The organism is Pseudoalteromonas sp. 2CM41L (assembly GCF_023161905.1).
Lineage (GTDB): Bacteria > Pseudomonadota > Gammaproteobacteria > Enterobacterales > Alteromonadaceae > Pseudoalteromonas > Pseudoalteromonas atlantica.
The window spans coordinates 54,855-75,886 of record NZ_JALNTN010000020.1 but is presented as its reverse complement, the minus strand read 5'-3'; the positions used below and the strand labels follow the sequence as shown (position 1 = coordinate 75,886).

General features: G+C 41.7%; 16 protein-coding genes. 11 read left to right on the top strand and 5 right to left on the bottom strand.

What is annotated here, in order from left to right; genetic code table 11:
- The first annotated feature begins 79 nt into the window (after positions 1-79).
- The 6 genes from ilvD (at position 80) to MTF64_RS18080 (ending at position 7,241) form a co-directional block, all read left to right on the top strand.
- Complete coding sequence (gene ilvD / locus MTF64_RS18105) at positions 80-1,936, top strand: dihydroxy-acid dehydratase (protein WP_024032149.1); 1,857 nt, start codon at positions 80-82, stop codon at positions 1,934-1,936.
- A 2-nt stretch (positions 1,937-1,938) separates the two neighbouring features.
- Positions 1,939-3,492 (top strand): threonine ammonia-lyase, biosynthetic, encoded by a 1,554-nt coding sequence (ilvA, locus tag MTF64_RS18100; RefSeq protein WP_064386299.1) that lies wholly within the window; start codon positions 1,939-1,941, stop codon positions 3,490-3,492.
- Positions 3,493-3,636: 144 nt separating this feature from the next.
- Entirely contained in the window at positions 3,637-4,623 is a 987-nt protein-coding gene (locus MTF64_RS18095; RefSeq protein ID WP_036963445.1) for an ABC transporter substrate-binding protein, read from the top strand.
- 62 nt (positions 4,624-4,685) lie between these two features.
- A complete protein-coding gene (locus MTF64_RS18090) occupies positions 4,686-5,861 on the top strand; it encodes a methyltransferase (RefSeq protein ID WP_248452230.1) in 1,176 nt (391 codons plus the stop codon).
- A 64-nt stretch (positions 5,862-5,925) separates the two neighbouring features.
- Positions 5,926-6,585, top strand: coding sequence for a carbonate dehydratase (gene can, locus MTF64_RS18085; protein WP_248452228.1), 660 nt, complete (start codon positions 5,926-5,928; stop codon positions 6,583-6,585).
- Positions 6,586-6,593: 8 nt separating this feature from the next.
- Entirely contained in the window at positions 6,594-7,241 is a 648-nt protein-coding gene (locus MTF64_RS18080; protein WP_248452227.1) for an NAD(P)H-binding protein, read from the top strand.
- An 80-nt stretch (positions 7,242-7,321) separates the two neighbouring features.
- Here the strand turns inward: MTF64_RS18080 and MTF64_RS18075 are convergent, their stop codons facing one another.
- Positions 7,322-7,585, bottom strand: a complete 264-nt coding sequence (locus MTF64_RS18075; protein WP_004589302.1) for an accessory factor UbiK family protein — start codon at positions 7,583-7,585, stop codon at positions 7,322-7,324.
- A gap of 161 nt (positions 7,586-7,746) precedes the next feature.
- Between MTF64_RS18075 and rep the strand changes: the two genes are divergently transcribed.
- Positions 7,747-9,765, top strand: coding sequence for a DNA helicase Rep (gene rep / locus MTF64_RS18070; protein ID WP_004589303.1), 2,019 nt, complete (start codon positions 7,747-7,749; stop codon positions 9,763-9,765).
- Here rep and MTF64_RS18065 read toward each other — a convergent pair.
- From MTF64_RS18065 to elbB, 3 genes are all read right to left on the bottom strand, one after another.
- Positions 9,758-12,331 (bottom strand): diguanylate cyclase, encoded by a 2,574-nt coding sequence (locus tag MTF64_RS18065; protein WP_248452226.1) that lies wholly within the window; start codon positions 12,329-12,331, stop codon positions 9,758-9,760. The genes rep and MTF64_RS18065 overlap by 8 nt on opposite strands.
- A 182-nt stretch (positions 12,332-12,513) precedes the next feature.
- A complete protein-coding gene (locus MTF64_RS18060; RefSeq protein WP_004589305.1) occupies positions 12,514-12,909 on the bottom strand; it encodes a cytochrome c5 family protein in 396 nt (131 codons plus the stop codon).
- A 203-nt stretch (positions 12,910-13,112) separates the two neighbouring features.
- Complete coding sequence (elbB, locus tag MTF64_RS18055; RefSeq protein WP_248452224.1) at positions 13,113-13,760, bottom strand: isoprenoid biosynthesis glyoxalase ElbB; 648 nt, start codon at positions 13,758-13,760, stop codon at positions 13,113-13,115.
- A 524-nt stretch (positions 13,761-14,284) separates the two neighbouring features.
- On the opposite strand from elbB, the gene polA reads away from it, so the two are divergent.
- The 3 genes from polA (at position 14,285) to MTF64_RS18040 (ending at position 18,827) form a co-directional block, all read left to right on the top strand.
- Positions 14,285-17,014 carry a DNA polymerase I gene (polA, locus tag MTF64_RS18050; protein ID WP_248452223.1) on the top strand — a complete coding sequence of 910 codons (2,730 nt, stop codon included), beginning with the start codon at positions 14,285-14,287 and terminating at the stop codon, positions 17,012-17,014.
- 710 nt (positions 17,015-17,724) lie between these two features.
- Positions 17,725-18,312 (top strand): YceI family protein, encoded by a 588-nt coding sequence (locus MTF64_RS18045; protein ID WP_248452222.1) that lies wholly within the window; start codon positions 17,725-17,727, stop codon positions 18,310-18,312.
- Positions 18,309-18,827 (top strand): DUF1285 domain-containing protein, encoded by a 519-nt coding sequence (locus tag MTF64_RS18040; protein WP_248452221.1) that lies wholly within the window; start codon positions 18,309-18,311, stop codon positions 18,825-18,827. The genes MTF64_RS18045 and MTF64_RS18040 overlap by 4 nt, the downstream gene beginning before the upstream one ends.
- Positions 18,828-18,837: 10 nt before the next feature.
- On the opposite strand, the gene yihA is transcribed toward MTF64_RS18040, so the two are convergent.
- Complete coding sequence (gene yihA / locus MTF64_RS18035; RefSeq protein WP_004589310.1) at positions 18,838-19,497, bottom strand: ribosome biogenesis GTP-binding protein YihA/YsxC; 660 nt, start codon at positions 19,495-19,497, stop codon at positions 18,838-18,840.
- 280 nt (positions 19,498-19,777) lie between these two features.
- On the opposite strand from yihA, the gene MTF64_RS18030 reads away from it, so the two are divergent.
- Positions 19,778-20,410 carry a c-type cytochrome gene (locus tag MTF64_RS18030; RefSeq protein WP_004589311.1) on the top strand — a complete coding sequence of 211 codons (633 nt, stop codon included), beginning with the start codon at positions 19,778-19,780 and terminating at the stop codon, positions 20,408-20,410.
- Positions 20,411-21,032: the final 622 nt, after the last annotated feature.

Genomic DNA, 21,032 nt, shown 5'->3' with positions numbered 1-21,032 from the left:
ACTGAATATAACCATCAGTAACTCAACAATTTTTAGAATGAGGAATGCCCGCTTACACAGCGGCAAAACAGAGGTAACTATGGCTAAATTAAGAAGTGCAACAACAACTGAAGGACGTAAACGCGCAGGCGCACGTGCATTATGGCGCGCAACAGGCATGACCGACACCGACTTTGGTAAACCTATTATTGCTGTAGTTAACTCGTTTACGCAATTTGTACCAGGGCATGTACACCTTAATCAGCTTAGTGAGCTAATGGCTGAAACAATCACGCAAGCGGGCGGCGTTCCAAAAGAATTTAATACCATCGCAATTGATGACGGCATCGCAATGGGCCACGGTGGTATGCTTTACTCACTGCCTTCTCGCGACTTAATTGCAGACTCTGTTGAGTATATGGTTAACGGCCACTGCGCCGATGCGATGATCTGTATTTCTAACTGTGACAAAATCACCCCAGGGATGATGCTTGCAGCGCTACGTTTAAATATACCGGTTATTTTTGTATCGGGCGGGCCAATGGAAGCGGGTAAAACCAAACTTGCTAACATCGATATTAAACTAGATTTAGTTGATGCCATGGTAAAAGGCGCTGATGAAACAGTAAGTGATGCTGATTCAGAGCAAGTAGAGCGCTCTGCGTGTCCTACCTGTGGCTCGTGTTCGGGTATGTTTACTGCCAACTCAATGAACTGTTTATTAGAGGCTATTGGCCTTGCACTACCGGGTAACGGAACAACGCTTGCAACTCATAAAGATCGTAAGCAACTGTATGTAGAAGCCGGCGCTCGCATTGTTGATTTGTGCCGCGAGTACTACCAAAAAGACAACCACGACGTGTTACCGCGTGCAATTGCAAACAAAACAGCCTTTATGAACTCTATGGTGGTTGATATTGCCATGGGTGGTTCATCTAATACCGTATTGCATTTATTAGCAGCAGCACAAGAAGCTGGTGTAGATTTTGATATGTCGCACATTGACGAGCTTTCTCGTAAAACCCCATTTTTATGTAAAGTAGCCCCAGCTACACCTGAGTACCACATAGAAGATGTGCATCGCGCTGGTGGCATGATGGCAATTGTACGTGAGCTAGGTAAAGCAGGTTTAGTTGATTTATCGGTAAACCACGTAGCGGGTATGACGATGGGTGAGCTTGTTAAAAAGTGGGATGCGACAGATCCTACAAACGAAGCAGCACAAAAGTTTTACCGTGCAGGCCCTGCCGGTATTCGTACTACAAAAGCAATGAGCCAAGAGTGCCGTTGGGATGAAGGCGATAACGACCGAGAGCATGGTTGTATCCGTAGTGTTGAGCATGCCTTTAGACAAGATGGTGGCTTAGCTGTGCTTTCAGGTAACTTAGCGGTTGATGGCTGTATTGTTAAAAGCGCAGGCGTAGTTGACGAAATGCTGCATTTTGAAGGCACCGCCGTGGTGTACGAGTCACAAGATGATTCAGTAGAAGGTATTTTAAACGACGAAGTAAAAGCCGGTGATGTTGTGGTTATTCGCTACGAAGGCCCTAAAGGCGGCCCAGGTATGCAAGAAATGCTTTACCCAACGAGCTACTTAAAATCAAAAGGCCTTGCTGAAAAATGTGCCTTGATAACCGATGGTCGTTTCTCGGGCGGCACCTCAGGTTTATCAATCGGCCACGTATCGCCAGAGGCGGCAAGTGGCGGTGCTATTGCGTATGTTGAAAATGGCGACAAAATTATCATTGATATCGCAACACGTGAAATCACCCTTGCATTAAGTGATGAAGAGCTAGAAGCACGTAAACAAAAGCAATTAGCGCGTGGTAAGCAAGCGTATAAGCCGCTTGATCGTGACCGCTATGTATCGTCGGCATTAAAAGCGTATGCATTACTTGCAACCAGTGCCGATAAGGGCGCAGTACGTGATTTAGCCAAACTGGAGGAGCTTAGCTAATTATGGTTTCTCAAGAGCTCGATTATTTTCGCGCTATTATTCAGGCCAATATGGAACCGCTAGCTAAAGTAACTGAGGTCAGCGAAATGCGCGACCTCAGTGATAAATTAGGCAACCATGTTTGGTTAAAGCGTGAAGATCAACAGCCCGTGTATTCGTTTAAGTTACGCGGTGCTTATAATAAATTAAACAAGTTACCAAAAGGGTCTGTTGTTATTACGGCATCTGCGGGTAACCATGCACAAGGTGTGGCGCTTAGTGCTTCACACCTTGGCCATAAAGCCACTATCGTTATGCCAGTTACCACGCCTGAAATAAAAGTAAGTGCGGTACGTGCGCTGGGCGGTGAAGTGGTTTTACATGGCCATCATTTTGATGCTGCAAAAGCACATGCACTTGAACTAACAGAGCAACGCAATGGCGTATTTGTACCGCCTTTTGATGACCCTGACGTAATAGTGGGGCAAGGCACAGTGGCTCGCGAGCTTATGCAGCAACTCAACGAGCTTGATGCGGTATTTATCCCTGTTGGCGGTGGTGGTTTACTTGCTGGTATGGCGGTTTATATCAAATCATTACGCCCAGATATAAAAGTCATTGGCGTAGAAGCTGACGAAAGTGCATGTTTACAAGCCGCGCTTAAAGCGGGCGAGCCTGTTGAGCTTGACCGTGTTGGCAGTTTTGCCGATGGCGTAGCGGTTAAAGTTATTGGCAGCGAAACATTTCGCTTAGCGCAAAAATTTTGCGATGAAGTTGTAACAGTCAGTGGCGATGAAATTTGTGCCGCCATGCAAGATATTTTTGTCTCTACTCGCGCAATTTCAGAGCCCTCAGGTGCACTTGCAACCGCAGGGCTTAAAAAGTGGAGCCAGCAATCGGGCTTAAAAGGGCTGCATTTAGCAGCGGTGCTTTCGGGTGCTAACTTAAACTTTGATCGCTTACGTTATGTGGCTGAGCGTACTGCGCTAGGTGAAAAAAACGAAGCGCTACTTGCGGTGACCATTAAAGAAGAAAAAGGCAGCTTTAAGCAGTTTTGCACCTCTTTAGGTGGTCGGGCTATTACTGAGTTTAACTACCGTTATGCAGGTCCAGGTGAAGCGCAAATATTTGTAGGTATTGCCCTGCGCCAGGGTGAGCAAGAACTCAACGAGCTAAAACAAGACCTAACTAACAACGACTACCAATTTTGCGATTTATCAGATAACGAACTCGCTAAATTACACGTACGTTATATGGTAGGGGGTAAAGCACCGGAGCAGTTACACGAAAGGTTATTACGGTTTGAATTTCCGGAATACCCAGGAGCCCTTGCGCGCTTTTTAGATACCCTAGGTAGCAATTGGAATATTACTTTATTTCATTATCGCAATCATGGGGGGTCTATCGGAAATGTACTGGCGGGCTTTGCTATTGAGCCAAGCCAATTTGATATGTTTAACGAGCACTTAAACCGCTTAGGTTACAGTGTACAAGATGAAACACATAACCCGTGTTTTACGCAGTTTTTAACCTCTCAGCCACAAAGCCCAAACGTTGACAATTTAGCCTCAGCTTAGGGTTTTTATAAGCAAGTATGCACGTTTGCATGCTTGCTTTATCGTGTGTTTTAAATATAGTTACAGCTAATGACTACTATTTGGAACACCCAGTTGCTTATTAAAGGATTAATATTTGTAATTTTGCTTTTTTGCAGCCAACTAATGGCTCAAGAATCAGTCACTTTACAACTAAAATGGACCCACCAGTTTCAGTTCGCCGGCTATTACATGGCTCAGCAACAAGGCTACTACAAAGACGCCGGACTTGATGTAACCATACGCGAAGCCAATCCTAAAATGCCTGACACTTTCACGCCTGTAGCAAGTGGAGAAGCCCAATTTGGCGTAGCGCATTCGGGTATTTTACAACAAAGAGTAAACGGCCAACCGTTTGTAGCAATGGCGGCTATTTTACAGTTTTCTCCTTACTGTTGGATGGTAAAAGACAGCTCTGATATTTTTCACCCCCGCGATTTTACCGCTAAACGTATTACCGAAGTGAGTAAAAAAGACAGTACCGAGCTGCTAGTTATGCTTAAACGCAGCGGTATTGATATAGCTACCTTAGAAGTATACGAAGGCGATGAGCCTGCGCTACAAGCGTGGCAAGAAAACAAACTTGATGCAATGCAAGTGTATGTCACCACTCAGCCTTACTTTATGACTCAGCAAGGGGTATCGCACCGCCTTATATGCCCACAGCGCTATGGTATGGATGTGTATGGTGATGTGCTATTTACCAGCGAATCAATGCTTAAAAAGCACCCGCAAACGGTCGAAAAGTTTTACCAAGCGAGCTTAAAAGGTTGGCGCTATGCGATGATGAATATGGATGAAGCCATTGCAATTACTCAACAAGTGTATGCGCCAAACAAAAGTTTTCATCAGCTAGCTTATGAAGCCGAAGTATTGAAAGACTACATAATGCCGCCTACGACCCATTTAGGGAATATGTCGATGGCTAAGTGGCGCTTAATTGCAGATTATTATGGCATTAAGCAAACGCAATTTGACGAGCACAAAGCTGGGTTTGTTTATAAATACCAAGAGCCAGAGCGATTACAACTGTCGTGGATGCTAATAGCCGCCTTTATTGTGAGTATTATTTCGATCCCCCTTTATTTGCGTTTAATACTTGGAAAAAAATAACCGCTTAATGCTGCTCTGCGCAACTGGTATAATTAAACGTCTTTTTACTATTTTAAGTTGTTATGAACCTAGCTGAGCAGTTTGCAGCACTCGATGCAGTGCTAATGAATACCCGCGAATATTGGCAATGTACAGCATTTGATTTTGATGAATTACCGTGGCCTGAGCTACAAGCGGCGTTAAATAACTTATCAGATGAAGATGTCGCAAGGCTTGATAACGATCAGCAACAGCTTTATCAATTTTTTAGCCCGTTTATTGCTGGGGTAGAGCAGCTACCTGAGCTGTGCTATTTACCAAAAAGCCAGCAGCAACGCGGTGAATACCCGTTTTGGATAAGTAACGGTATTAAAGGGCGTAAGTTTGAGCAACTGCAAGACTTTGTTTCAGCATTAACGAGTAGCACGCAGCCTGTACTAGAATGGTGCGCAGGCAAAGGGCATTTAGGCCGAATGCTTGCTTATAACGGCGCGCAAAGCGTACATAGTGTTGAGCTACAAGGGCATCTTTGCGAGCAAGGAGAGCACAGTGCACGCAAGCAAGGTTTGGCGATGAAATTTAGCCAAGCTAATGTGCTTGAAGATGAAACACGCCATTTTTTTAATACCGACACACATGCGGTTGCACTGCATGCATGTGGCGCATTGCACCAAACATTTATGCAACACGCCAGCGCCGCTGGGGTAAAACGTATTAGTTTTTCGCCGTGCTGTTATCACTTATTTACCGATAGTCGTTATCAGGCAATGAGTGAGCTTGCCCTTGCTAGTAAGCTTAATTTAACGCACCGCGATTTAAAATTGGCGCTGCAAGAAACAGTTACAGCACCTTCACGTGTAGCTAAAATACGAAAAACTGAGGTGGAATGGCGCTTAGGGTTTGACGCACTTCGAAAGTCACTCACTCATGAACAATATTACGTGAGTGTGCCTTCCGTTAACAAAGCCGTGTTTTCTGATACGTTTGCACAGTTTTGTGCTTGGGCGGGGGATAAAAAGTCTATAAGTATCCCTCAAGATACTGATTACGATAAGTTTTTGTTAATTGGTAAGGCGCGTAAAAAAGTAACAGAGCGAATCGAACTGGTTCGACATGTGTTTAGAAGAGCAATAGAAGTTTGGCTTGTGCTCGATCGTGCTTTATATTTGCAACAGCAAGGTTATCACGTTTCAGTTACCACCTTTTGTGAGAAACAATTAACTCCTCGCAATATTTTAATTCTTGCAAACACCAACTAAAAAGGCGCTCATTATTTGTCTTTTCTGGGGTGTAATTTCTATCCCGTCCTAAATAAGAGATGCAATGAGAAAGCTAAAAAATTTATTCGAAAACAACAAACGTTGGGCTGCACGTACAACCGAAGCCAACCCTGAGTTTTTTAAAATATTATCAATGCAACAAAACCCAGAGTACTTGTGGATTGGCTGTTCAGACTCGCGTGTTCCTGCCAACCAAATTGTTGATTTACTGCCGGGTGAATTATTTGTACACCGTAATGTAGCTAATGTGGTGGTACATACTGACCATAACTGTTTATCGGTAATGCAATACGCGGTAGAGGTGCTTAAAGTAAAACATATTATGGTGGTTGGCCACTACGGCTGTGGCGGTGTACAAGCGGTATTAAATAACGCCAAATTTGGTTTTATTGATAATTGGTTACGCCATGTTGGCGATGTAAAAGAAAAACACTTAGAGCAGCTTAATGCAATGGATGAGCAACAGCGTTTAAGTCGCTTAATTGAGCTAAATGTTATTGAGCAAGTACGCAACGTGTGTAGAACAAACATAGTTCAAGATGCATGGGATAAAGGCCAAGAGCTCACGATTCATGGTTGGGTATATGGATTAGAGAACGGCCACTTGCACGACTTATCATCGGTTGTAACCTGCGCCGATGAAGAAGGCGATGTGTATAAAAAAGCCGTTGCACATGTACTCGCTAAAGCCAGTTGCGAGTAATTTAAACAATGACTAAAACGGCAATAATCATAGGGGCAACAGGGGTTGTGGGGAGTGAGCTATTAACGCTTTTACTGCAAAACCCTGCGTTTGGCCATGTGATTGCTATAACTCGCCGTAAGCTGGACGTTGAACATACTAAGCTCACTAATCAGGTTATTGAGTTTGATTGTTTAACCAACTACTGCGCGTTATTTAAAGGGGATGTGTTTTTTTCGTGTTTGGGCACTACTAAAAAGCAGGCTGGCTCAACCGCGGCGCAGCGTAAAGTTGATTTTGATTATCAGTTTATTGCGGCGCAAATGGCGGCAAACAATGCAGTGAGCCATTATTGCTTGGTGTCATCAAGCGGCGCTAATGCGCACAGCATCAGCCCTTACTTAAAAATGAAAGGCGAGCTTGAGCAGCACATAAAAACGCTGGGCTTTGCAAAAGTAAGTATATTCCAGCCGTCTTTATTAATGGGTGAGCGAAACGATACACGAATAGCTGAGCAAATAGGCGCATTTGTGTTACCTGTTATTACTCAACTTCCTTTTTTAAAACGTTATAAACCCATTACGGGTAAGCAAGTGGCGCTAAAAATGTGCGCTGTAAGTTTGGCGCAGCAACAACCACTGCAATACTATGTATTAGAAGCACTTTTTAATACATAGTGGGTAAATGTTAAAACTAAAAGCAAAAAAGCAGCCTTAGCTGCTTTTTTTGTGGCTGAGTATACATACGTAAATACGTGCTACTCGGCGTTATTTTTAGCATTTAGTTGTTGCTCTAGTAACACAACTTTTGCTTCAAGCTCAGTGAGTTTTTCACGAGTACGAATAAGTACTTGGCTTTGCACATCAAATTCTTCGCGGCTAACAAAGTCCATTTCAGCCAGCTTATTTTGTAAAACTTGTTTGGTTTTACCTTCCAGTGTATCTGCTAGGTTTTTTACACCTTGCGGCATGTTGTTGGTGATTTGCTTAGCAATTTCTTCAAGTTTTGCTGGATTGATCATAATCGTCCCTTGCTGTTGCCCTAAAATGATAATGACTAATATTACCTTATACCTAAGGTATTTAATACATGATCACCACAATGGAATTAATTAATCTAATGGCTATGCCTGTATCTGTGGTTACGGTAAAATTAGCTGCCTTTTAAAACTCCATGGTCGTTATGAAACTCAATCCAAAACAAGATGAAGCAGTAAAATATATTAGTGGTCCGTGTTTAGTACTCGCGGGTGCAGGCTCAGGTAAAACCCGCGTAATCACTAACAAAATTGCTTATTTGGTGCAAAAGTGCGAGTACAAAGCACGTAATATTGCTGCGGTAACGTTTACGAATAAAGCGGCCAAAGAGATGCGCGAGCGTGTATTACAAACGCTTAATAAGCAAGAGGCGAAAGGGCTGTGGGTATCAACTTTTCATACCCTAGGGCTTGAAATAATTAAAAAAGAGCTCAAAACGCTTGGCTTTAAAGAAGGTTTTTCACTGTTTGATGACCAAGATACTAACCAGCTGTTAGGTGATTTAACCGAAGACGAACTTAAAAAAGACAAAGACCTACTTAATCTATTAAAAATGCAAATAGGCAGCTGGAAAAACGAATTAATTTTACCAGAGCAAGCCATACGCGAAGCACGTGATGCGCAAAAGGCGTTATTTGCGCAGCTTTACGCGCGTTATCAAAATCAGCTGCGAGCATATAACGCACTGGATTTTGACGATTTAATAATGATCCCCACCTTATTACTGAGTAGTAATGCCACCTCACGAGAGCGTTGGCAGCAACGATTTAGGTATTTGCTGGTGGATGAATATCAAGATACCAATACCAGCCAGTACCAGCTTGTTAAGTTATTAGTAGGCGAGCGAGCGCGTTTTACTGTGGTAGGGGATGATGACCAATCTATTTATTCATGGCGCGGAGCCCGCCCCCAAAACTTGGTACTGTTAAGTAAAGATTATCCCGGCCTTAGGCTTATAAAGCTTGAGCAAAACTACCGCAGCGCCCAGCGCATTCTAAAAGCAGCAAATATTTTAATTGCCAATAACCCGCACGATATCGAAAAAAAGCTATTTAGTGAGCTTGGTTACGGTGAGCCGATTAAAGTGATTGGCTGTAGGGATGAAGAGCATGAGTGCGAGCGAGTTGTTGCTGAAATAATTTCTCATAAATTTATGAAGCGCACCAGCTATAAAGATTACGCTATTTTGTATCGCGGTAACCACCAGGCACGCGGTTTTGAAAAATCATTAATGAGTAACCGCATTCCCTATAAAATTAGTGGCGGAATGTCGTTTTTCTCGCGCTCAGAAATTAAAGATATTATGGCGTATTTACGCTTGTTGGTTAACCAAGACGACGATAACGCTTTTTTACGCATTGTTAATACGCCGCGCCGTGAAATAGGCACCGTTACACTTGAAAAGCTAGGCACACTTGCAAACGAAAAACACCAAAGCTTATTTGCCACCTGTTTTGATAACGACCTAGGCTACCGCCTTAAAGGGCGTGGCTTAAATGCGCTTTCGGGGTTTGCACGTTGGGTTGTTGAGCTTTCAGATAATGCAGTGCGTAGCGATACACTCGAAGCGGTAAAAGACTTGGTACGTAATATTAACTACGAAGCGTATTTATATGAGTCATCGCCAAGTGCCAAAGCGGCAGAAATGCGCATGAAAAACGTCTCAGAGCTGTATCGTTGGATCACCGATATGCTCACCGGAGATGCCGATAACGAACCGATGACCTTACCTGAAGTGGTCAGCAAATTAACGCTTCGCGATATGCTAGAGCGTAACGAGGAAGAAGATGAGTCTGATGCGGTACAGTTACTTACTTTGCATGCATCTAAAGGCTTAGAATACCCGTACGTATTTATGGTTGGTATGGAAGAGGGGTTATTGCCACACCAAGTAAGTATTGACGAAGAAAACGTAGATGAAGAGCGCCGTTTAGCATACGTAGGGATCACACGGGCCCAGCAAGAGCTGACACTAACATATGCAAAAATACGTCGTCAGTTTGGCGAAACCTCACAAACAGAGCTAAGCCGCTTTGTGCAAGAGTTACCGCAAGATGACCTAGCGTTTGAAAACAAAAAAGCCCCAAGCTCGCAAGCTGAGCGCATGGAAAAAGGCCAAGCACGGGTCGCTAACTTAAGGGCGATGCTGAAAAAACCTAGTTAATAGACTGCGCGGCGTTGTTATTAGCCGCTACTGGCTCCGATAAGCCTTGCTGCTTAGCAACAAATAAGTTTAGTCCGTATTTATCTAGCAAGGCTCTAAAGTTGAGTATAGAAGGGCCTTTGGCAATAACTTTTATGCCTTTTAGCTGAGTGATTGCCAGTACACCTTGTAATTGCAAGTTAAAGCTTTCTTGTTGCAGTACGCGTTTACTTAAGGTTGAGCTAAGTAGTACATAATCGAAGGTAATGTCGGTCAGTGCATTTAGCTCACAGCGGTCTTTTGCAAAGTTATTTAAGCCAATGCTGTAGCCAAGCTGCGAGAGCTTTTTAAGGTTTTCTAGCTGAGTTGCACAGGCGTAACGTATTTCTTGGTCGTCAAACAATAAACACAGTTGACTTTGCCCTTGCAGCTTACTTAATACCTCAGTAAATAAATTGAATTCAAGCGCTTCTAAAAGTAGCCCTGAGCATGGCAATAATACCATGGCTACATTTGCCGCTAAGGCATGGGCATAGGCGTGTTGTAATAGTTCTAATTCAACTTGGAGGTGCTGCTCTTTATCGGTTGCAAACTTTTTCAGCACTTCAAAACTGGTATAGCCTAATACAGGGTGTTCACCAAAGGCTTCAAACAGTGACTCTGATTGCTGTTGTTCATCAAGGTTTATAATATCTGCACTTCTAAAACTCATCGGGAGTGAATCAAGATGGTGCTGTGCTGGAGATTCTGCACTTGTTAGTGTTTGCGTTAATAACGGGTGGAACAGCTCATAGCGGTCGCGCCCCGCATTTTTAGCATAATACATAGCAGCATCGGCATCGCGAATAATTTCATCGGTATGCTGATAACTTGAATTTGAGTACGTTATACCAATACTTGCACCACTTTGAATGCAGGTACCTTTACTGCAAAATGGCTTTTTCATTATATTAATAATGCGATCAGCTACATCTTCTGCTTGTTGTAGCTCTGTTAAGTGGGTAAGCAAAATTACAAACTCATCACCACCAAGGCGAGCGAGTAAATCGTGTTCGCGAATACAATGCGAAAATAAATCAGCCACACTTATTAAAAATTGATCGCCGGCATGGTGACCTAGTTGATCGTTTATATCTTTAAACTTATCTAAATCAATAAATAACACAGCAAAGTGATGATCAGGAAAACGATGGTAATGCTGCAGTGTTTTTTCTAGCTGGGTTAAAAACAAGCTACGATTAGGGAGGCCTGTTAATGAGTCGTGATGCGCATCATGATAAAGCTGTTGCTCTACTTTTTTGCGCTCATCAATTTGCATTTGTAAATGTAGGTTAGCTTGCTGCAGCGCTTTTGTTTTTTCGTTAACTCGATACTCTAACTCTTGGTGGCTAGATTTAAGTGCTTGAGTGGCTAACTTTGTTTGTAAAACCGTGGCAATTTGGTGTGATACAAAAGTAATAAGCTCGCAGTCGTCTTTGCTAAAAATATGATTATTATTATACGCTTGGCATGCAATTAAGCCGATAACCCCTTGCGATGTTTTAAGCGGTGCACCTAGCCAGCTGGTGGCCATTTGCTCCTCTGGTACTGGCTTATTTCGTTGTACATCACCACTTTCTAATAGCTCTTTGGCTCTACTAGGGTGTATAAGTTGGGTCTGCTCGCTGCTAATAACCAGTTCGCTATAACCTTTTGCAAACGGCCTTGGCTCGGTGTTGTCTTTAAATTCATCCACACAGTACGGGAAGCTAATCCAACCAGTATCTTTGTTATAAAGTGCAATGTATAAGTTTTCTGCGTATGTAATGGTTTTTATTATTTGATGAATTTTTACATAGGCATCATCTAAGTTTTGCGCTTGTGTTGCCAACTCCGATATTTTAAACAAAATTTGTTGCCGTTGCAGTGCGCGTTTTCGTTGTTCAATTTCTAGGTTTAGCGCATCATTACTTTGCGTGAGCGCGCGGGTGCGAATTTTTACTTCAGATTCGAGCAGCTCTCTTTTTTTAACTCGCTCTATGGCTGTGGCTAAGTATAAAGACATTACTTCGAGTAAATGCACTTGCTGGCTGCTGTAATCTTGGTGTTTATCGTAACTTTGCGCAGCAAGTACGCCAATAATGTTTTGCTCTTGATAAATAGGAACACCAACCCAGTACTCAGCAGGTGAGCCTAGTGCTTTAAACAAGCCGTTTTGTGCAGCGCTTTGCATCTCTTGTTTGGTAAAGCAGGTGGTTTTGCCAAGCTTATAAACGTAGCCTGTAGCGCCTTCTTCAAAACTATTATCTTGATTGAGGGCGACTGATATACCATCTTTTTCATCGCAAAAATAAGAAAGTTCCAAGGCATGAGTATATTGATTAGCAAGCACCACGTAAAAGCTTTTACTAGGTAGGTATGCTTGTAAAATGTCATGGATAGCGGGGTAAAGTAAGGTTAATTCGGCAACAGAGCTTGCTTGCTCTGATAGCTGGATCAGGGCATTTTGTAAGTGGTGAGATTGCTTATACTTTTCTAATAGCGCTTTAAGACGTTTATTTTGGTGCGCTAGTTTACTCGGTGCCGCGGGTTTATCTTCCGATGACATGAATCATATTATTTTATTATTGTATGTTTATTAAACGTATAATTTCACTTTTAGTTGCGATCGTCAAGTAACTAATGCCCTAAAACAGCAACTAAAAAGATTATTTTAGGAATAAAAAAAGGCCTATTATAAAAATAGGCCTTTTTAAATTAATCACCCTAGTTATCAGGGGCTTAATTAAATTATTTAGATGTCATGAAATCAATAGCTGCGCTAATCTCATCATCAGAACAATCCATACATGTTCCTTTTGGCGGCATCGCATTAAAACCGTTGATAGCGTGATCAAGCAGTACATCTTTACCTTTAGCGATACGCGGTGCCCAGTCATCAGCTGATTTAGGTGCACCTAGTGCGCCAGTACCGTGACAGGCAAAACATGCGCCTTGGTACACTTGCTCACCAGAGCGAGGGCCAGTAGGAGCTGCGGCTGCAGCAGCTTTCTCGCCTTCAAGATAAACAGCGCCAACTGGTGCTAAACGTTTTTTAATCGCATCTTCAGTCATAGAGTTATCATATGGCTGTGCGTATGCGGTGGTTGCTAGCACTAATAATGCTGCAGCTGATAGTTTTTTCATTTTGCCTTGCTCACTTCGATTTGAACGTGATCAATCACGATTATAGATGACGGAAATTAAACCGATTATACCTTTGTGTAACAATTTATAAAACGCCCACTGGTGTTTTTATCGATAAAACTGACTAATTTTTGCGTTAACGCAATAAAATTGCATGTTTCAGTTAACAAACATTTATAATCGGTGGCTTAGTAAATCACTATTTAAGCTAATGCTAGTACGTTTTTAACCAGTTTTTCGATCCCCGCATCGGCATCTAAAATAGACTGCGCCAGCATATAAGCAGGGGTGGTAACGAGTTTATTGTCCTCATCAATCACAATATCATCAACCGCACAGGCTGTGTGAGTAGAGCCTAGCTGGGTTAAAGCGCTAGCGGTCTGTTCATCATTACCTATGGTTAAAGTAGCATTGGGATATATAAACGGAATTAAAGCCGGCGCAATGCACATGTATCCAGCGGCTTTTTGTGCATTAGCAAACTGTTTACAGGCCTCTAATACTAGGTCGTTTATCTGCGCATCAGCGCCTTTAACGGCAAAATCACATAAGTTTTTAGCGGCACCAAATCCCCCTGGTACTATTAACGCATCAAATTCAGATGCCTTTAATTCGCTTAAAGATTTTATATCACCACGGGCAATGCGTGCTGCCTCAGTGAGTACATTACGGTTGCTTGGCATTTCTTCACCGGTAAGGTGATTAATAGTGTGAAGTTGTTCTATATCAGGAGCAAAACATTGATATGCAGCACCGTTTTTAGCTATGTGCAGCAGTGTTAATACCGCTTCGTTTATTTCACTGCCATCGTACACACCACAGCCGGCTAATATTACAGCTATCTTTTTCATGCTTTTGTGCTCCTTAAGTATTTTAAATAAGTCGTTTGGGTGAAGTTTAACACGGGCCAAAACACACACTAAAATAATTTTTTAGTTTAAAAAGTATTCGCAGTGCAAGTTGTATTGCGGTTTATGCCATTTTTGCCAGTGCGCTCGTAAAAAAAATTATAAAGGATCGCTATGATCTTTGATCCATTATGCTAGAATACTCCTCCGGTTATTTAAATGGATACAAATAACTAAAGTGACTAACAGCGGATGTATCAGTTAGAAAACCTTTTTCCACATTGGTTTTAAAATAATAAAAAAAGAACCTCGTATTATCTTTTTTAAACAAAACAAGCAGTTATTTATTTTTCTAAGCATTTTATTATGCATTGGAGGAATAGCTCGTGGCTGTTATCTACAAAGTTATCCACAGGTTGCTCCGCAATAATTATGGCTACTAAGCGTAATTCACTGTCGTTTTATTCACAACCTTATGGCATGCTTGTAATAATATTACTTTTTTGTATTTAGGATCCAAATTCACCATGGCTCAGATCCCCGAAAACCCGCTAATTTTAGTTGATGGCTCTTCATATTTATTTCGTGCTTATCATTCTCCACCGCATTTAACCAACTCTAAAGGTGAAGCAACTGGCGCTATTTATGGCGTGGTAAACATGCTTAAAAGTTTGATCAAACAATATGATCCGAGCCACATGGTGGTGGTGTTTGATGCCAAAGGCAAAACGTTCAGAAACGATATGTATAGCGAGTATAAAGCTAACCGTCCGCCTATGCCTGACGATTTACGAACGCAAATAGCGCCACTGCACAGTATTATTAAAGCGATGGGCTTTCCGCTAATTAGTATTGAAGGGGTTGAAGCAGATGATGTTATTGGTACGTTTTCGCGAATAGCGACTGAGCAAAAGCGCCATGTATTGGTTTCTACCGGCGATAAAGACATGGCTCAGCTAGTTAACGAGCATGTTACGCTAATCAATACTATGACCGACAGCATTTCAGATCCTCAAACCGTTGTTGAAAAATTTGGTGTGGGTCCTGAGCTAATCATCGACTATTTAGCGCTAATGGGTGATAAGGTTGACAACATCCCAGGTGTTGAAGGCTGTGGACCTAAAACAGCTGTTAAATGGTTACAAAAATATGGATCGCTTCAAGGTGTAATTGATAATGCCGGCGACATTAAAGGCAAGATTGGTGAGAAGCTTGCAAATGCTCTTGATCATTTACCACTTAGTTATGAGCTTGCCACCATTAAATGTGATGTTGAGGTAGAGTCAGACCTAGATACCTTTAAAGTACAAGAGCCAAATAAAGATGAGCTTATTGCACTGTATGGTGAGTGTGAGTTCCGCCGCTGGTTAGCTGAGCTGCTTGATAATCCAAAAGATGCAGAAAAAGCGCTCCCTACTGAGGCAAATGAACTGCCAAAAGTAGAAGATGCACATTACGAAACTATCTTAACCGAATCACAATTTGATACGCTTATTGAGCAGCTAAATAGCGCTGAGTTATTTGCCTTTGATACCGAAACAACCAGCCTTGATTACATGCAAGCGCAGTTAGTAGGTATGAGCTTTGCTGTAAAAGCAGGCGAAGCTGCTTACTTACCAATTGCACACGACTACCCGGGTGCACCAAATCAATTAAGCCTTGAATATGTAATGCAAAAGCTTGGGCCAATCCTCGCCGATGCTAACAAAGCTAAAGTAGGGCAAAACCTAAAATACGACAAGAGCGTACTGGCTAATGCAGGCTATGAGCTCAATGGCATTAAGTTTGATACTATGCTTGAGTCGTACGTATTTAATAGCGTGGGCACTCGCCATGACATGGATTCATTAGCGCTTAAATACTTAGGCCATAAAAACATTAGCTTTGAAGATATAGCCGGCAAAGGGAAAAAGCAGCTTACCTTTAATCAAATTGAGCTTGAGCAAGCTGCGCCTTACGCAGCAGAAGATGCCGATATTACACTGCGTTTACACCAAGTACTTTGGCCAAAATTAGAAGCTGATGAGAAGTTAAAGTCAGTATTTGAAACAATAGAAATGCCATTAGTGAATGTTATTTCTGATATTGAACGCACCGGCGTAGCAATTGATAGCAACATGCTGGCGGCGCACAGCCAGCGTTTAGGCGAGCGTTTACTTGAACTTGAAAAAGAAGCGTTTGAGATAGCTGGCGAACCATTTAACCTAAGCTCGCCAAAGCAGCTGCAAGTACTTTTATTTGAAAAACTTGAGCTGCCAGTCATTAAAAAAACACCTAAAGGTGCACCTTCAACGGCTGAAGAAGTGCTACAAGAACTTGCCCATGACTACCCATTACCTAAGGTGATTATTGAGCACCGTGGTTTATCTAAGCTTAAATCAACCTACACTGATAAATTACCATTGATGGTTAATGAGAAAACACAGCGCGTGCATACTTCTTATCATCAAGCTGTTACGGCCACAGGGCGTTTGAGTTCTACCGATCCTAACTTACAAAATATCCCTATTCGTTCTGAAGAAGGACGTCGTATACGTGAGGCATTTGTAGCGGCACAAGGCTATAAAATTGTGGCTGCCGATTACAGTCAAATTGAGCTGCGTATTATGGCGCATTTATCGCAAGACAAAGGGCTACTAAATGCCTTTGCTAATGGGTTAGATGTGCACAGTGCAACCGCTGCTGAGGTATTTGGGGTTGAGCTAGAGGATGTAACCACAGATATGCGCCGTAAAGCTAAAGCAGTAAACTTTGGGTTAATTTACGGCATGTCAGCCTTTGGTTTAGCGCGTCAGCTTGATGTACCACGCCACGAAGCGCAGCACTACATAGATAAATACTTTGAGCGCTTCCCTGGGGTACTTGAGTACATGGAAACAACCCGCGAAAAAGCGGCCGAGAACGGGTACGTAGAAACTATTTTTGGGCGTCGATTACACTTACCAGAAATTAATGCACGTAATGGAGCTCGCCGTAAAGGCGCCGAACGTGCAGCAATCAATGCACCAATGCAAGGCACAGCCGCTGATATTATTAAAAAAGCAATGCTGAGCGTGCATAGCTGGGTTAATCAACAAGCTCCCAATACCATTAAGTTACTAATGCAAGTACACGATGAATTGGTGTTTGAGATTAAAACCGATTGTGCGCAAGCATACACAAAGCAGATTTGTGAGCTAATGTCGCAAGCGGTTAGCTTAGATGTCCCTTTAATTGTAGAAGCTGACGAAGGTGAAAACTGGGAACAAGCCCACTAACCTAAAACATGCTTACATTTTAAAAGCGCCGCAAGGCGCTTTTTTATTGCCTCTAAATAACTCACTCAATTAAGCGAATCGATATAAGTATTTCTACGCGTAAACAAAGTTTAGTTAAAAGTAGGTTAATTTAAGCAACTATTTGTATTAAATAGTTATATGTTCGTCAATTCGAACTATTTTGGCGGAATATCATTGTATTTTTATGCGCTCTTTTGCTAAAGTGCGCGCGTCCTCATCCTGTAGGACATCCTGTTGATGATGCATCTGAAAAGGTGCAACAAATTGATAGCTTCTCCCCAGTTTGCTATATCGGCCTGCTTGTTTTAAGCAGGCTGCTTTTTCTTCCTCATTAGATTGCCCTTTAAAGCTAAATAGCACCTCAAAGCGCTTTTTTACTATTCACACTTTATGCTCATTTATGTTTATTATTTTTTGTGCCATACCTTGCGCGCCCTCAAACGGGTATATGTATAAAGCAGTTATAAAGCAAACGTAGGCAAGTAAAGCTATCTCACGCAATGATTAGCGTGGATGTTGCGCTACGCCCCTAAAAAGCATCAGTTATAGGCTGCTATATCATTATTAATTTTTTAATAACAGTACGGGCTAAGTAATTTAGCGCCGTCTTTAATTTGAGGTGGTTTGCCCCTATTTCAGGTGATAGTATCGAAAGCGCTATTATTCTCATTTTATTTTAGGAGTGCGTTATGTTTAAAACGTTAGCCATTATCGGTTTATCGTTATCAAGTGTTGCTTTGTCTAATGCCGCTCATGCAGATTGGCAGCTAGTCAATGACAAGAGCCAATTAAGTTTTGTTTCTATCAAAAAAGACTCGATTGCTGAGGCACATCATTTTACTAACCTAGAAGGAACACTTTCAGACAGTGGTGCTTTTAGTGTAAATATAGACTTAACCTCTGCAGAAACACTGATCCCTATTCGCAATGAACGTTTAACTCAATTTGTATTTGAAGCGGCTAAATTTCCTCAAGCAGTTTTAACCGCGGATTTAAAAAAGCAATTAAGTAATATTAAAAAACCGGGCCAGCATGTATTAAAAGAGGTTGATGCGCAGCTTGATTTTCATGGTAATAAAAAGCCATTAAAAATAAATGTACTTGTTAGCAGTGCCGAAAATGGCGATTTAAGCGTGTCGTCGTTTACGCCTGTGATTGTAAATAGCCAAGACTTTGGTGTGACCGAAGGCGTTAAAAAGCTACAGCAATTAGCTGGTTTACCTGGAGTTGCTACAGCCGTACCAGTTACTTTTGCGCTAACACTTAAAAAACAGTGATCTCGTTAACGGCGCTTAGTAAGCAATTAAGCGAGCCTAGCAAACCGTTTGATAGTTGGCGGCCTACCGAGTGTGGTGAGCTGCCGATTATGATTAACGAGCATGGGCAGTGGTTTTACGATGGCAGCGAAATTACTCGTCCTGCGATGGTAAAACTGTTTGCCAGTGTTTTATGCAAAGAAGGTGAGCAGTTTTATTTAAAAACACCCATCGAAAAAATAGCGATAGAGGTGCAAGATGCGCCTTTCGTTATCGTAAGCTGGCATATTGAAAGCACAGCGCAAGGGCAGGTTATGTGTTGTATAGATAATTTAGCACGGCAATGGTTAATCAGTGCTGAGCAGCCTCTTTATATAAAAAACTATAAAAATGCAGCGGTGCCTTATTTGCAATTACCTTATGGGTGTAGCGCGCGGGTATCACGGAGTGTGTTTTATCAGTGGGCTGAAATAGCCGACGCTGATGAGCGCGGCTATTTTATAAAATCAGCAGGGGGAAAGTTTTATCTTTCGTAGGTGCTTATTTTTAAGCGTCTGAGCTGTCTTCATCACTTTGCGGTGGTGCAACAGCCACAATTGGCCCTAAATACCACTCATCTAGCTTTTTAGCGACTTCCGGTAAACCTGTTCCCTTAAGTGATGAAAAAGCGTGTACAGTAATATCACCGTCTAGTTCACTTAATTCACGGCGTACTTGCAGTACTTGTGCTTTACGCGCACCTTGCTTGAGCTTATCGGCTTTAGTTAAAAGCGCCAGTACTGGGATTTCGCTGCCAATAGCCCAGTTAATTAGATCTTTGTCTAAATCTTTTAATGGGTGGCGAATATCCATTAATATAACAATACCTTTTAAACTTTGACGTTTTTGTAGGTACTCACCCAGTGACTTTTGCCACTTCTTTTTCATTTCAATAGGTACTTTAGCAAAACCATAACCGGGTAAGTCGATTAAGCGCATATCATCTACTTCACCTAATTCAAAGGTGTTGATTAACTGCGTACGACCTGGCGTTTTACTGGTACGTGCAAGTTTTTGATCTGTAAGTGCATTAAGAGCACTTGACTTACCTGCATTAGAGCGACCTGCAAACGCGACTTCAATTCCCGTATCAGCAGGTAATTTAGTGATGTCTGGCGCGCTTGTAACAAAAGACGCAGTATTATATTTGATACGAGATTTGAGCACAGGCTCTCCTAAAAACGTAAAAGTTAATCTTATTGAGCTAAATTCACTCAGGGCGCGTATTTTATACTATAAAGGATGTATTAAAAAGCGTATTTAAACACCTAAAAACTCGATAAATGGCACTATTAAAGCTGCTTAAAGGTTAATCTAGGTCAAAACCCTATAAATTATAAGCTTAATATGAGTAGAAAACGTGCCAGAGAATTTTTTATCGTGTAGAATACATGAATTACAACATCCATATTGTAGATGATACAGGGTCGGAAACAGAGAATTCACCATGAAAAAAATAGCACTATCTTTAACAATATTGCTTGGTGCGTTGTCAGCAAGCAACGCAACAGCATTTGATGGCGATGTAAACGCAGGTAAAGAAAAATCAGCAACGTGTGCGGCTTGTCACGGCCCAGACGGTAATGCACCGGTTAATATTTACCCTAAACTTGCAGGCCAGCACCCAGATTACATCCTTAAACAACTTAAGGATTTAAAATTAGGTATGACTTCAGGCGGTAAAGAAGGCCGTATGGATCCTGTAATGAGCGCGATGGCTATGCCACTTAGCGAACAAGACATGAAAGACCTATCTGCTTATTTTTCTTCATTGAACATGACTGAAGGCGCCACCCCTAAAGACGTGGTTGAAGTTGGTCAGATGCTTTACAAAGCAGGCGATGCTGAACGTGGTATTCCGGCTTGTGCGGCGTGTCATGGTCCGCGAGGCAACGGTTCGTCTCTTGCTAAGTTTCCTAAAATTTCTTTTCAGCACCCAGAGTACATTAAAGCTCAGCTAGAGAAGTTTCGTGATGGAACCCGTAAAAACGACCATAACGGTATGATGCAAGATATAGCGAAAAAGCTAACTGATAAAGATATTGAAGTACTATCTCAATACTTAGGTGGCTTACACTAAAGTCGTATTTATTTAGTATTAGCTAGTGTAATACTATGTAATATGATTAAAAAGCAGCTTGCGCTGCTTTTTTTGTGTCCACATTTTAACGATATCACCCTTTAGTTTGTGAGACATTTGCTATGCTGTTTTGTAAGAAATAGCTTATTTTAAAAATAATTTTACAGTTAAATTTATGTTTATTATAAGTTTTTTGTTTTTTATATGTGCTCTATGTAAGAAAAATTATATAAACCAGTTGTAACAAAAATATTAACGGGTAAATTAACCACTGTCGCAAAACAACAATAACAACATGGATTATGCTAAAGGAAAATGGCGCGACACGACTGAATAGCACATTGAAGGTGCTACAAAAGGAAATAACAAGAAAGCGTCAGGATGACCGTAAATAATAAAATCTCAAGGAAGTTTAATAATAAAAACAAAATGGAATGTAACAAGGAAGGTTAAAATAATAACAATACGGACTGATAATAATAAAAATAATAAAGACTAAAAAAAGTCGAAGGGAGAAGTGTCCAGATAATGGCGCTCAGATTAGTAGGCGGTAGAGATGTTTTCTCTACCGCCTTTTTATTTGTCCTGTTACAATACCCACCGTTTAGCAATAAGCTAATGC

Bases quoted from the DNA above. Each gene is read 5' to 3' on its own strand.
- ilvD (WP_024032149.1), top strand. From the start codon at position 80: ATGGCTAAATTAAGAAGTGCAACAACAACTGAAGGACGTAAACGCGCA.
- ilvA (WP_064386299.1), top strand. From the start codon at position 1,939: ATGGTTTCTCAAGAGCTCGATTATTTTCGCGCTATTATTCAGGCCAAT.
- MTF64_RS18095 (WP_036963445.1), top strand. From the start codon at position 3,637: ATGGCTCAAGAATCAGTCACTTTACAACTAAAATGGACCCACCAGTTT.
- MTF64_RS18090 (WP_248452230.1), top strand. From the start codon at position 4,686: ATGAACCTAGCTGAGCAGTTTGCAGCACTCGATGCAGTGCTAATGAAT.
- can (WP_248452228.1), top strand. From the start codon at position 5,926: ATGAGAAAGCTAAAAAATTTATTCGAAAACAACAAACGTTGGGCTGCA.
- MTF64_RS18080 (WP_248452227.1), top strand. From the start codon at position 6,594: ATGACTAAAACGGCAATAATCATAGGGGCAACAGGGGTTGTGGGGAGT.
- MTF64_RS18075 (WP_004589302.1), bottom strand. From the start codon at position 7,585: ATGATCAATCCAGCAAAACTTGAAGAAATTGCTAAGCAAATCACCAAC.
- rep (WP_004589303.1), top strand. From the start codon at position 7,747: ATGAAACTCAATCCAAAACAAGATGAAGCAGTAAAATATATTAGTGGT.
- MTF64_RS18065 (WP_248452226.1), bottom strand. From the start codon at position 12,331: ATGTCATCGGAAGATAAACCCGCGGCACCGAGTAAACTAGCGCACCAA.
- MTF64_RS18060 (WP_004589305.1), bottom strand. From the start codon at position 12,909: ATGAAAAAACTATCAGCTGCAGCATTATTAGTGCTAGCAACCACCGCA.
- elbB (WP_248452224.1), bottom strand. From the start codon at position 13,760: ATGAAAAAGATAGCTGTAATATTAGCCGGCTGTGGTGTGTACGATGGC.
- polA (WP_248452223.1), top strand. From the start codon at position 14,285: ATGGCTCAGATCCCCGAAAACCCGCTAATTTTAGTTGATGGCTCTTCA.
- MTF64_RS18045 (WP_248452222.1), top strand. From the start codon at position 17,725: ATGTTTAAAACGTTAGCCATTATCGGTTTATCGTTATCAAGTGTTGCT.
- MTF64_RS18030 (WP_004589311.1), top strand. From the start codon at position 19,778: ATGAAAAAAATAGCACTATCTTTAACAATATTGCTTGGTGCGTTGTCA.